We start from the raw sequence: 13157 nt of genomic DNA, 5'->3' as shown, positions 1-13157 counted from the left end.
TTTTATCCTTAAATTACAATGGAAGCTAAATTCAAACAAGACCACATTACAGACAAAGCGGAACGCTACAAAACGTTTCTCCGCCAGTTTGCCCCCCTTATCGAGGGTGAAACACATGAAATAAGCGTACTCGCCAATACATGCGCCGCCCTAAAAGAAGCTTTCGGCTTCTTTTGGGTAGGATTTTATTTAGCGGAAAACGATGAACTCGTATTAGGGCCTTTCCAAGGAAGCGTGGCGTGCTATCGCATCAAGAAAGGACGGGGCGTGTGCGGAACCGCCTGGGAACGGATGCAGACATTGGTTGTGCCCGACGTGGAACAATTCCCCGGACACATTGCCTGCAGTTCGCTCTCGCGTTCGGAAATCGTAGTGCCTCTTATTGTCCAAGGCGAAGTAAAAGGCGTGCTCGACATTGATTCAGACCTTCCGGCGGCTTTCGATGAAACCGATAAGCTGTACCTTGAACAAGCGGTCCGGATACTTGCCGGCACCTTATATAATCATAGCAAACCATCCATATGAACCAACAAGATACCATTTGTGCCATAGCCACTGCCCAAGGAGGAGCGATAGGCATCGTTCGCGTGTCCGGTCCCGATGCCGTGACATTAACCGGCCGCATTTTCACCCCCATAGGCTCAACCATCCCTCTGACGGAACGCAAGCCCTACACCCTTGCCTTCGGGCATATCAAAAACAGCAAAGGAGAAATTATCGACGAAGTGCTGGTCTCTGTCTTCCGTGCCCCCCATTCCTATACGGGCGAAGATGCCACCGAAATTTCGTGCCATGGCTCGGCGTATATCCTCCAGCAAGTGATGCATTTGCTCATCGGGCAAGGATGCCGTACGGCAATGCCCGGCGAATATACCCAGCGCGCCTTCCTGAATGGGAAAATGGATTTGAGCCAGGCGGAGGCAGTAGCAGACCTTATCGCCTCTACGTCTGAAGCTACCCATCGCCTGGCCATGAATCAGATGCGCGGAGGTTTCAGCCGAGAACTGGCAAAGCTGCGCAACCAGCTCCTTCACCTCACTTCGCTTATGGAGCTGGAGCTGGATTTCTCCGACCATGAGGAACTGGAATTTGCCGACCGTACAGAATTGCAGGCTCTTGCCGCACAAATAGAACAGCTCATCTCTCATTTGGCTAACTCTTTTCATGCGGGCAACGCAATCAAGAATGGCATTCCTGTAGCCATCATAGGCGAGACCAATGCCGGCAAGTCTACATTGCTTAATGCCTTGGTAAAAGAAGAACGCGCCATAGTAAGTGACATCCACGGCACCACGCGCGACATTATTGAAGATACGATAAGCTTAAACGGAATCACTTTCCGTTTCATCGATACTGCCGGCATCCGCCAGACCCAAGACACGATAGAAGCATTAGGCATTGAGCGCAGCTTCCAAGCCATTGACCGGGCACAAATCGTAATTCTCGTATGTGACAAATCACAAGGAGAATCAGCCTTTCAAGCATTCTACCGGCAAGTGGCCGGTCGCCTTGAAGGCAAACAAGTCATCGTAGCCCTTAACAAATGTGACTTAGCGGACACTCCCACCTTCCTCTCTCCACAAGGAACAGTCATTGAGATATCCGCCAAGAAAGGACAAAACATCATCGCCCTGCAAGAAAAGCTGGTGGAACTTGCCGCTCTTCCAGACATCCAGACCGGCGATGTCATCGTAACGAATGCCCGCCACTATGAAGCCCTCATCCATGCCCTTGCGGCTATCCGGCGCGTGCAAGAAGGATTGTCCACAAACCTCTCCGGCGATTTCATCTCGCAAGACTTGCGCGAATGCATCTTTCATCTGAGCGATATTGTAGGAGATGTAACGACAGATGAAGTGCTTGGCTCTATTTTTGAGCACTTTTGCATCGGCAAGTAAGTATCTGATTATCAAATAGTTAAATTGATTATAATCGATTAATATGGCGCTCTTTACGGGGCGCCTTTTTTGTTGCCAAGTATCGTTGATAATCGTTGCTAAGCCTTTTTACGCCATTTTTTGTACCTCCTGTGTACCTCACCACGAAATCTGAGGATTTTCGTTGGCAAGGTCGTGGAGAAAGTTGAATATGGTTGAATATAGTTTAAGATGGGGGAATAAAACTGGAGAAATCAAGGAGAAATAAACCCTAAAAATTCAAGTAAAATGGCAAAGAGCAACATTAGAATTAAAAAGATTTGTGAGTGGTGTGGCCAAGAATTCGTAGCACAAAAAGTAACTACGAAATACTGCTCACACAGGTGTGCGAATTTGGCTTATAAACAAGCCATACGAGCAAAACGGATTCAGCAGGAAGAGCAAAGGATTCAAATCGTTAAGAGTGAAAAGCCTTTGATAGATATTAAAGACAAGGAATATTTGTCGATCGCTCAGGCTGCTACTTTGTTGGGGCTTTCACTGCAAGCTGTTTATAAAATGATTTATACTGGACATCTTGTTGCTTACAAGTTGAGCAGTAGGCTTTCATTTGTTCGGCAGAGCGATATAGAAGAGATGCTTAAAAGAAACCCATACAAGAAACGACAACCTAAAGACACTCTTCCTATCATAGACTTCTATACCACAAATGAGATTAAAGAGAAATTCGGTGTCAAAGATTCCTGGATATTTCACATCGCTAAGGAACATAATATTCCACGAACCTTTAATCGTGGGAAAACCTATTGGAGCAAAAAGCATATTGATGACTACTTTGCAAAGAAAGCTCCCGATCCTGAAATCAAGGAATGGTACAGCACGCAAGATATGCAAGAGAAGTTCGGTATGACACTAACAGCAATTTATTCTTTTGTATCAAAGAATGCCATTCCCAAAAAGAAAGTCGGCATCATGGTGTACTACTCCAAGAAGCATGTGGACATTGCCAAAGGTCTCATAGCTCCCGAAGGACCAAAATACTACACTATTGCCGAAGCGATGGAGCGATTCAATCTGACACGGGACCAACTCTACCATTATGTGAAATACCATAATATCCCCCGTATCAAGGTCGGTAAATATACCAAGATCCTGCGGGCAGAGTTGGACAAGTTCTTTGAGCCTCCAAAGATAGAATGAAGCAAAAGTTATTTTCCGGTGATAAATACCACCATTATAACACCTATTTTATTTGCAACAAAAACAAGTATTAATCAAGAAACAATATAGCTATGACACTTACATGCACCAACGTAACTTTGAGACAAAAGCCATTGCGTAACGACCGTATATCTCTTTATCTGGATTATTATCCGGCCATCCGCAATCCTTACACGATGAAGATGAGTCGCCGGGAATTCCTCGGCATCTACATCTATGCCAAACCCAAGAACGAGCAGCAAAGAATGTTCAATCAGGATATGCTGAACAAGGCAGAGGCAATCCGCTGTATCCGTGTCCAATCGCTTATCAATGAAGAATTCGGGTTCTTGGACAAGAACAAGCAAAAGGTAGATTTCCTCGCCTACTTCCGGACAAAGGCACGGGAGAAGTATGAGAAATGGGATTGTGTTTACAACCACTTTGAGAAATTTGTCGGCGGCAAATGCACCTTTGGTGATGTCACTGTGGAACTGTGCGAGAAGTTCAAAGATTACCTGCTCAAATGCAAACAGATCAATCATCCCAATGCTTATATCTCACGCAATTCGGCAGCCGGTTATTATTCGACGTTCCGTGCCTTATTGAAAATAGCCTATAAAGAGAAGATGCTGCGTGAGAACTTGAACGACTTTCTGGAAAAGATAGAATGGAAAGAGGTCAAGAAAGAGTATCTGACACTTGATGAAGTCAAGAAACTGGCAGCTACGCCATGCAAAATTCCAGTCTTGAAACAAGCCTCCCTATTTGCTTGCATGACCGGTCTCCGTATCAGTGATATTCTGAAGCTGGACTGGCGAGACTTTGAGGTTGGGCCAGACCAAGGCTATTACATCCGTATCTGCACCGAAAAGACGGAAACAGAAGCTACCCTCCCCATCAGTCAGGAAGCACTGGAGTTGTGTGGCGAATGGGGCTCCGGAAAAGTCTTCAAAGGCTTAACTCGCTCCATGACCCATCATCCCTTGAAACAATGGATCGCCGAAGCCGGAATCAGAAAGCACATAACCTTCCACTGCTTTCGTCATTCATACGCCGTCATCCAAATCTCTTTAGGCACAGACATTTACACAGTATCGAAGATGCTGACACACAAGAATGTCACCACCACTCAAATCTATGCTGATTTGGTTAACTCCAAGAAGCGAGAGACGGCTAATAAGATTTCGTTGAAGTAATTCTATATTATCAATGGGGAATTCTGATTTCTCAGAGTTCCCTATTCATTTATTATTTCTCATCTTCCACAGTAATTTTAGGTAAACCAAGTCTTATTCGAACAATATTTAAAGCTAAAATATCTATAAGCTGAAAATATAATTCAGCCTCTTGATTTGTTAATGCAGGATGAGATGATTGAGGTGACGCATTATAATGCCTTGTTTCTTTTCTTGAATTAGCAATTCCCATTAAATCTTTTATTGTTGTATCTCCAAAGAAAGGAATTAGCTCAGGAAAAGTTTCTTTAATTCGTCTATCAAGTCTATGCTTTAATGGATATAACCAATTAATCATGTCAATTAGTTTCCCCATAATTAGATAACACGCTCTTTCGTCGGATTCAACAGCACTATTATGCACTGCTATTAAATCTTTAATTTCTTCATCTAAAGAATCATAATTATTAAGAGCAATATGTAATTCATCCAAAATAGAGGTTTTCATATTTCCATTAGTAGGAATAGGAACAGCCCGTGCAAATGAAGGAAGCGTTTCCATTAAATATGTATCAATTTCATCAATATTAGCATCCCAACCTTTAGGTATCTCTCTAAAGTCTACAGCTCTAATCCTTTTGTGAAATATCTGATTATGAGGGGAATTTAAAGATATTCCTAAGACATATTTAAGCAACATCGTTAGCTTTTCCACAAAAGCTGATGTCAAAATTGAATCATATGTTAAGTCATTATAATCTTTGATAGTTTCTTTTGTAGAAACTATAATACGATATTCATAACCAAATTTTAATTCCCTGTAATCATCTGATATGATCCATTTATCATATTCAAAAGAATTATGCTCATATTTATCAATATGAATCGGCATAGGTTTACTTTTATAGACTATATGCATATTACAAAATTGATTTACAAGCAAATATACACATTTAATATTGATAGCTACTACAATCTTATTATTTTCTAAAAGATTAAATTCAAAATAATAGATTACATAATAAAGCCGAATTTAATTCATAGTTATTAAACTCTTAACTAGGAAAAAAGCTACATATCGAGGACAAATGCTGCCACTTTCTTGGATTTATAACATGGTATCTATTAAATGACATATATTTGCGCACAAACAATTAGCAAATATCACTATGAACCAGAAAAATATAGAACATATAGCACTCTATACCTTTGTATTGGTGGGTACTCTTGTTGTTGGCGTTTTAGCTCGTCAGTTTGTTATATCCAAAGGTGTTGACGATTTCAGTAGTAGTGTTGCATTTTTTGCAACAGTAATTGTCTTGATGGCGATCTATGCCAGTTTACAGACAACTTTCAATCAGTTTCTGCTACCACGCATAGAAGCCTTTCTATTGCGTTCCTCTGCTTTTCAAACGATGAAAAATCACAATGAAACCGTTTCTGAGCCGGCAGCCACTACAATCAAAGATTCAAACCAGGCTATGCCTGATGTCATTGAGCCTGCTCCTACCACTGAAGAAGCAATCTCTGAACCTTCAGAATATGAAGTCATGCGAGCCAACGCCATCGCAAAACAGGATCATGCTATTCAAACCAAATTAGAAAAGGTCATTAGCTATACGAAGCAAACAATGGTTGCCTATATGAGTGAAGAAGATCTCAACCGTCTATGTACATACGTTGCAGAATATAGTACAAGTGATACCTTACAAAAGATATAGCCCGTAAAGGTTGACTCACAACTTAAAAGCATTGATATTATGCACTTTGGTTGGAATATTGGCAAGGCTTTTGGTAGAAAGCGTATTCATACTGCTACCTTAATCAAGAATGTCTTTGCCCATACCCTTCGCGACCTGGAAATCTCAACTATTGAACGTAAAATGTCACACACAGAATCTGGATGTAAAATCAGACTAAATCTGAATATTACATGAAACGGTAGTGTAAAATAAACTGTGTCACGCATTATTTCCTATTAGAAAACTCATCGGTCGGGGAACGGCCAGCGCCAAGGGGCGGGACCACCCGTCCCGACGAGCGTAAAATTACAATAATTTAAATCGCTCTCCAAACTTTATGGCTAATTGTTGTGAGATTGTAGCCCAGTTAGCCAGTGGCATGGTCCACTTCTTCCGTATATTGCGGTATGCAAGATAAACCAGTTTCTCAAGGGCTGTATCCGATGGGAACACGCCCTTATTCTTTGTTACCTTACGAATCTGACGGTGATAACCTTCAACAGTATTTGTCGTATATATGAGCTTACGGATAGCCGGAGTGTACTGGAAATATTCGGACAGCTTATCCCAATTCTCCTGCCATGACCTGATGACAATAGGATACTGTTCGCCCCATTTATCTTCCAGCTTAAGAAGTTCATTTTCTGCCGATTCTTTATTTACAGCCTGATAAACGCATTTCAAATCCTTCAGGAATTCCTTTTGATTTTTGGAGCCTACATATTTGATGGAATTACGAATCTGATGTACGACACAAAGCTGTACGGCTGTATTGGGATAAACACTTTGGATTGCTTCAGGAAAACCTCTCAAGCCGTCTATACAGGCTATAAGAATGTCTTCGACTCCACGGTTCTGAAGGTCTGTCAGAACATTGAGCCAGAAGTTTGCTCCCTCATTTCTTGATATATACATTCCGAGTAGTTCCTTATGTCCTTCCCGGTCAATACCCAGCACATTATAGATTGCACGTGTAACAGCACAACCACGTTCATCTGTTACCTTATAATGGATGGCATCCATCCAGACTATAGGATAGACAGAATCAAGCATACGTGATTTCCATGCCTTTATTTCCGGAAGTACACGGTCTGTAATGGCGCTGATTGTATCTGCCGATACACGATTACCAAGATTCTCTTCCATCCAATCACTAATCTCACGTGTGCTGTTACCAAGAGCATACAGGCCGATTATACGATCGGCAACACCTTCTGCCAGAATGGTCTCACGCTTCTTAATAAATTGTGGATCAAAACTTGAATTACGGTCGCGGGGAGTGGATACAGTTACCTCACCTAATGGAGTCTGAACCTGCTTTTGCATTTTCCCGTTACGGCGGTTACCCATCTGACGTTCTTCTTCTGTAAGGTGTGCATCCATCTCACCTTCCAGAGCTGCATTCAGGATACTTTCCAATAAGGGAGCAAAAGCACCGTCTTTACCTAACAGGGGTTTACCTGCTTTCAGCTGTTCAATTGCCTTGTTCTTGATACTCTCAAAATCAAATTCTTCTTTCATACAAAAAAACTGTGTTAGCAAAGTTAATATTTTATTCTTTGCTGACACAGTTTAATTTACATCCTCCATGAAACTTATTCCAATATTCCTAATTTCCTTATTTTTCTAGTTCCCTTCATTTCTTTTGAGTTTGAATCATAAATCATTAAATCTGGAATATAATTAGCAGGTGAATTATAATGAATCCTCTTCCATTCGCTATTTTTTATAGGATGATACCACTGATTAATAATATATACATCGAAAACTGGTGGATGGAAATTTATTTCATTCATCATATTTTCAAATCCTAATTCCAATTCTGCTAGCTCTGAAGTTATGATTTTCTCTACTACATTTATATCTGTTTTATTCGGTACAACATTGGAAAATTTACCAATCCATATAGAATAATCGCTATGTTCTATTTCTTTAAAATGATGATCCTTATCTTTTAGTCTTCTATATACGCATCTAATAGTTTGTCCACAATAATAAGAAAATTTTCTAGCGTATTTTCTTTTTCCTTGCAACAAGTACAAATTAAAATTTTCATTATTATTCTCCAACCATTTCTTTTCCCAATTATATAACTCATCATATGAGAATGGTCCAACCCATTTTATTAGATAGACTTTATCTGTATTGTTCATAGTCTGTTTTTTGCAAATATACTAATTTATCACCACCAAAAGTTATCTCACAGTTATATTCCGGTGATGTTTTCCACCATCAAAACACCAATTTCCTTTGCCAGCGAACAATTAAAAACGAGTACGTATGGCAAACGAACAAATCACTTTTGATAAGCTGCCGCAGGCGGTAGGTTATCTCACAGAGCAGATAGAACAAATCCGTCAAATGGTAGCGGCACTGCAACCGCAGGCTTCTTCCGACAAGCATCGTCTTATTGAAATTGACGAAGCCTGTAAAATCACACGAAAGGCAAAGCCTACCATTTACACGCTTGCGCGTAAAGGACTGATTCCGGCTTACAAACGAGGGAAAAAACTCTACTTCTATGAAGATGAGCTGCTGCAATGGATTGAGTCCGGCCGCAAGCAGATGCAGGCAATATCGCTCCAGGAACAGGCAGCGGAGATAGTATATGGAGCGAAGCGCAAACCAAAGGGAGGCTATAACTTTTGATCTGCACGGCTATGGAAACCTCCAAATTAACAGCAGAAGGTATTATCGGCGAGGCTGTGCGCATCGGAGCCAAGATGTCCGGCGGTGAATTCCCAATAGAGGTCTTTCCTATCAGGATTCAGCGTATCATCAGTAGTTTGCACGATTGTCAGGGCTATCCCGTGGATTATGTCGCTGCGGCTATCCTTGCAGCCATTGCCGTGGGGATTGGAAACTCCCATCTGGTGCAGGTAAAGCGCAACTGGCTGGAAAGTCCCATTCTGTACATGGCACTGATTGGACGCCCCGGAGCCAATAAGAGTCATCCGCTGAGTTTCGCTTTCCAGCCGTTTATTGAACATGACTATTGTCAGAATCAGGAGTATCAGAAGTTGTATGCCGAGTATGAATGCACTATGTCCATGAGCAAAAGGGAACGCATGGAAGCTGGTTTGGATGAGTTTCCGCAAGCTCCCGTGCGCAGACGCTTTCTTGTTTCGGATATCACTCCCGAAGGATTGAGCCTGATACATGCCCAGAATCCCAGAGGACTCTGCCTTTGGTCGGACGAGCTGTCGGCCTGGTTCAAGAATTTCAACCGTTACAACAACGGTTCGGAAGAACAGTTCTGGCTTTCGGTGTTCAATGCCAAGCCTACAATTTCCGACCGCAAGAGTACGCAAAGTTCCATTTTTATCAGACGTCCTTACATCTCTGTTATCGGTACTATCCAAAAGAAGATTCTGGGCGAACTGGTCAAGGGCGAGCGTTCGAGTAACGGTTTTATCGACCGTATTCTTTTCGTGATGCCTGAATCTGTCTTGAAAAGCAGATGGAACGACCGGGAAACTCCAGAAGAACTGGAGTCTCAGTGGCAACAGATTATCGATAAGCTGATCGCACAGGATTGTCCGCATGACGAGAATAATGAGTTGCAGCCTCAATGCCTGCCATTCGATGAAGATGCCAAGCAACGGCTTTACGGTTGGCAGCATGAAAATGCCCGCCAATGTGATATGGAAACCAATGATGCTTTGGTAGGTATTTACTGCAAACTGGAAATCTACATTATCCGGTTTTGTCTGATTATCCAGCTTGCCCGATGGACTTGCGGAGAGCGCGATAAGACTACGATTGACCTTGAAAGCGTGAATCGTGCCATCCTGCTGACTGAATATTTTCGGACTACAGCTGTAAAGGTGCAGACTGCCGTCAGCCAGGAACAGTTGAGCGAATTGCACCGCAACATCTACCTGAACCTGCCTCAGAGGTTTACAACGGCAGAAGGTATCGGCATTGCTGAAAGCTATGGGATGAAAGAGCATGCTTTCAAGATGTTTCTAAAACGCCACATCGGAACATTATTCAGAAAAGAGAATCATGGAGAATACAGTAAATAAACCTGTTACTATGCACATTTTCGCAACCGAGGGGTTTGTGAAGTTGCGAAAATGTGCATAGTAACATCCAAACAGAAAGAAAAATGAGCTACAGATTCACATTAGAACCATACAAAGGTGTCAGCACCCGGCACACATGCCCGAACTGCCACCGCAAAAGTTGTTTTGCCAAATACATCGATATGGAAAAGCAAATCAGCTTTCCCGATTATGTAGGGCGATGCAACCATGAACAAAAGTGCGGCTACAACTATACGCCTAAAATGTACTTTGACGAGAACCCGATGGCCAAGGAACGATTGAGCGAAGAATTTGTGCCGGTGTCAAAGCCACGCGTCAGTCTGCCTCCTGTGCCATCCTTCATTGAACCGGAAATCATGAGACAGTCTCTGAAGCTGTATCACACGAACAAGCTGTTTCAGTTTCTGAGTTTCCATTTCGGGCAGGAGGCTACCGAAGAACTGATGTTGCGCTACCATGTGGGAACCTCGAAACATTGGCCGGGAGCTACGGTCTTCTGGCAGGTGGATATTTCCGGACGGGTACGCACCGGGAAAGTGATGCTCTACAATTCTGAAAACGGAAGACGGATTAAAAAGCCGCACAACTACATCACGTGGGTACATTCCCTTCTGAAGAAAGAGAATTTCAACCTCCGGCAATGCCTGTTTGGTGAGCACCTTTTGTCCTCCGACCAGCAGCGTCCGGTTGCCCTTGTGGAGAGTGAGAAAAGCGCTTTGATATCCAGCTTCTATCTGCCGCAATATTTATGGATTGCTTCGGGCGGGAAGAACGGAGCATTCAATCGGGATGCCATGAGTGTATTGAGAAACCGACGTGTCCTGCTCTTCCCTGACCTGGGTGCAACCGACTATTGGAACAGTAAAATGGAGATGATCCGAAGCCTGGGAATAGAGGTTTTTCTTTTCGATTTTATGGAAAGAAACGCAACAAAAGAAGAACGGGATGCGGGTTATGACATCGCTGATTTTCTGCTGAGAGAAGAGACAAAGGAGGCAATTTTCAATCGTCTTGTCACGTTGAATCCGGCCTTGAAAACGCTTGTCGAAACTTTCGATTTGCAGCCCGTCAATGTGGAGAAAGCACCGCTTTCAGCAACGGTTCAACGTACCCGAAAAGGACTTTTCAAACGATGACTTTCAGATGTCTGATTCACTTCTTTTTCACTGGAGCAAGTTTATGCCGGTGTATTACATTTCCCGGCCACTTGCTCACCTCAAAAGACGGTGAGACGGCTCCCGATGGTCACAATTATTAATCTCAAAAGCAAATATTATGGACAAGAAAAATACAGTAACAATCCGTCTTACAGACGAACAATTCGGTTGGCTCAGAGCACTCAGCCGACGCAGTAAACGCAGTCAAAGCGAAGTAGTGCGTTCACTCATCGAACACGGTACGGTGCGCGAACGAATTACGAGAGAAAATCTTGATATCATCCGAAAACTGATTGGCGAAAGCACGAACCTGAATCAACTTGCCAGACGAGCCAATGCTTACGGTTTTTATCGTGTGGCCGATGAGTGCAGTACCGCCGTTCAACAGATTTCACAACTCATAAAACAGCTCAAGGATGATAGGTAAAATTGTCAAGGGCACATCGTTTTCCGGGTGCGTAAACTATGTGCTGAAAGAAGATAAGTCACGCCTGCTAAAAGCAGTTGGTGTCTACGGTTCACCCGAAGAAATAGCGGAACAATTCGAGTTGCAGACTTTACTGAACGACAAGGTCAAGAACACGGTCGGTCATATATCATTGAGCTTCTCCGCAGAAGACGAAGACCGCATCCGTGACGATGATGGGCTGATGCTAAAGATCGCTCACGACTATATGAAGCTGATGGGAATCGAGAACACACAGTTCATCATCGCCCGGCATACTAACCGTGACCATCCGCATTGTCACATCGTTTACAACCGGGTGGATAATGACGGCCGCACCATCAGCGACAAGAATGACCGCTACCGGAACGAAAAGGTCTGCAAGATGCTGACAGCCCGTTATCGTTTGCATTTTGCCGAAGGAAAAGAGCATGTCAATTTCATGCGATTGCGTCGTCATGACAAGGTAAAGTATTTTATCTATCATGCCTTGAAACGAGAAGTTCCGAACGCACGAAGTTGGAGTGAGCTGCGACTGGCCTTACGGAAGTACGGAATTGATACGCAATGGAAGCTAAGTCGCACGACCGGAGAGATGCAAGGTGTCAAGTTCACATGTGACCAACTGACCTTTAGCGGTTCCAAGATTGACCGCAAGTTCAGTTTCCTGAACATCGATCAGGAATTGAGATATAACGCTCTTTCTGCTACCATGAACCAGCGTCAGGCACAGGCAGAAACCATACGCGAGGAACCTCGGCATGAATATCAGCAGGAGAATCATTCCGGTATTACTCTTGGACTGTTCACTCCCTCTCCTACGGATTATGATACGGAGGAAGCGATACAGACCAACCGGCTTAAAAAGAAGAAAAAGAAACCGAAACGCAAGCGAGGTTTCAGTCTATAATCAATTTTTTATTAACCATCAAAATTCAAATTATTATGAACTATTCCGATTTTATTTACGATTTCAATCTCTATTTGTGTGAGAGATTCGGTTACAGAAACTGCTGTTCCGTCATGCACAACGCCAATGGCATTTGTGTTTCTGTTCATGTAGGCGAAATGGATTTATACATCCGTTTCTGGGAATATAGTTGTGGTGTCGGCAGTATCCCTGACTGGAGTATTATCATTGTTCGCAGCAACTTCAAACGAAACCAACAGGAGAACCTGAAAGACCTTGCCCGCTTCTTCAAGGAGTACGCCCCACGATACGGTTACAAATACCTCTGTACCGAAGATGACGATTACAAGTATTATCAGACCCTTGGTCTGAAACTTATCCACAGAGGATTTTTCAGACAATATAATTATGGGTTGCCGTTGAAGGATCTGGAGGTGTAATGTGGATTTTATCTAGCCTGTCACAAAAGACATTATTCCTCCTCTGAGAATCTAATATTTGTAAACAGTTCCCATTAGAAGTACGAAAAAGACGAGGCTGACTCATGCTTTTGAGTTAACCTCGTCTTCTTTTCTGTAGATAAAATTATTTTACTTACA

The 13157-nt window shown here is 42.8% G+C and carries 13 protein-coding genes and 1 pseudogene; 11 read left to right on the top strand and 3 right to left on the bottom strand.

Annotated elements, in window-relative coordinates:
* Nucleotides 1-18: 18 nt before the first annotated feature.
* The 4 genes from BACSA_RS02695 (at nt 19) to BACSA_RS02680 (ending at nt 4276) form a co-directional block, all read left to right on the top strand.
* Nucleotides 19-525 (top strand): GAF domain-containing protein, encoded by a 507-nt coding sequence (locus tag BACSA_RS02695; protein WP_013616586.1) that lies wholly within the window; start codon nt 19-21, stop codon nt 523-525.
* On the top strand, nt 522-1898 hold the full coding sequence (gene mnmE / locus BACSA_RS02690; RefSeq protein WP_013616585.1) for a tRNA uridine-5-carboxymethylaminomethyl(34) synthesis GTPase MnmE: 1377 nt from the start codon (nt 522-524) through the stop codon (nt 1896-1898). The genes BACSA_RS02695 and mnmE overlap by 4 nt, the downstream gene beginning before the upstream one ends.
* Before the next feature lie 267 nt (nt 1899-2165).
* Complete coding sequence (locus tag BACSA_RS02685; RefSeq protein ID WP_013616584.1) at nt 2166-3077, top strand: helix-turn-helix domain-containing protein; 912 nt, start codon at nt 2166-2168, stop codon at nt 3075-3077.
* Nucleotides 3078-3169: 92 nt separating this feature from the next.
* Nucleotides 3170-4276 (top strand): site-specific integrase, encoded by a 1107-nt coding sequence (locus tag BACSA_RS02680; RefSeq protein ID WP_013616583.1) that lies wholly within the window; start codon nt 3170-3172, stop codon nt 4274-4276.
* 52 nt (nt 4277-4328) lie between these two features.
* Here BACSA_RS02680 and BACSA_RS02675 read toward each other — a convergent pair whose 3' ends face one another.
* Complete coding sequence (locus BACSA_RS02675; protein WP_041583853.1) at nt 4329-5174, bottom strand: hypothetical protein; 846 nt, start codon at nt 5172-5174, stop codon at nt 4329-4331.
* Between the two features lie 250 nt (nt 5175-5424).
* Between BACSA_RS02675 and BACSA_RS02670 the strand changes: the two are divergent.
* Nucleotides 5425-6192 (top strand): annotated as a pseudogene (locus tag BACSA_RS02670) (mobilization protein).
* 111 nt (nt 6193-6303) lie between these two features.
* On the opposite strand, the gene BACSA_RS02665 reads toward BACSA_RS02670, so the two are convergent.
* Together BACSA_RS02665 and BACSA_RS02660 are read right to left on the bottom strand one after the other, a co-directional pair.
* Entirely contained in the window at nt 6304-7518 is a 1215-nt protein-coding gene (locus BACSA_RS02665; RefSeq protein ID WP_013616581.1) for an IS256 family transposase, read from the bottom strand.
* Nucleotides 7519-7592: 74 nt separating this feature from the next.
* A complete protein-coding gene (locus tag BACSA_RS02660; protein WP_013616580.1) occupies nt 7593-8150 on the bottom strand; it encodes a hypothetical protein in 558 nt (185 codons plus the stop codon).
* A 127-nt stretch (nt 8151-8277) separates the two neighbouring features.
* Here BACSA_RS02660 and BACSA_RS02655 point away from each other — a divergent pair, with 127 nt between their 5' ends.
* From BACSA_RS02655 to BACSA_RS02630, 6 genes are all read left to right on the top strand, one after another.
* Nucleotides 8278-8646 (top strand): helix-turn-helix domain-containing protein, encoded by a 369-nt coding sequence (locus tag BACSA_RS02655; RefSeq protein ID WP_013616579.1) that lies wholly within the window; start codon nt 8278-8280, stop codon nt 8644-8646.
* A gap of 11 nt (nt 8647-8657) precedes the next feature.
* Nucleotides 8658-10025: a DUF3987 domain-containing protein gene (locus BACSA_RS02650; RefSeq protein WP_013616578.1), complete on the top strand. Its 1368-nt coding sequence runs from the start codon at nt 8658-8660 to the stop codon at nt 10023-10025.
* Nucleotides 10026-10108: 83 nt separating this feature from the next.
* A complete protein-coding gene (locus BACSA_RS02645; protein WP_013616577.1) occupies nt 10109-11182 on the top strand; it encodes a DUF6371 domain-containing protein in 1074 nt (357 codons plus the stop codon).
* Between the two features lie 139 nt (nt 11183-11321).
* Nucleotides 11322-11630, top strand: coding sequence for a MobC family plasmid mobilization relaxosome protein (locus BACSA_RS02640; RefSeq protein WP_005646264.1), 309 nt, complete (start codon nt 11322-11324; stop codon nt 11628-11630).
* Nucleotides 11620-12558, top strand: coding sequence for a relaxase/mobilization nuclease domain-containing protein (locus BACSA_RS02635; protein WP_013616576.1), 939 nt, complete (start codon nt 11620-11622; stop codon nt 12556-12558). The genes BACSA_RS02640 and BACSA_RS02635 overlap by 11 nt, the downstream gene beginning before the upstream one ends.
* A 35-nt stretch (nt 12559-12593) precedes the next feature.
* Nucleotides 12594-12998 (top strand): hypothetical protein, encoded by a 405-nt coding sequence (locus tag BACSA_RS02630; protein ID WP_013616575.1) that lies wholly within the window; start codon nt 12594-12596, stop codon nt 12996-12998.
* The last annotated feature ends 159 nt before the right edge of the window (nt 12999-13157 follow it).

The sequence above is a fragment of the Phocaeicola salanitronis DSM 18170 genome, from assembly GCF_000190575.1.
GTDB classification, from domain to species: domain Bacteria; phylum Bacteroidota; class Bacteroidia; order Bacteroidales; family Bacteroidaceae; genus Phocaeicola; species Phocaeicola salanitronis.
The sequence above is the reverse complement of the archived record's forward strand: the minus strand, read 5'-3'. Positions and strand labels throughout refer to the sequence as shown.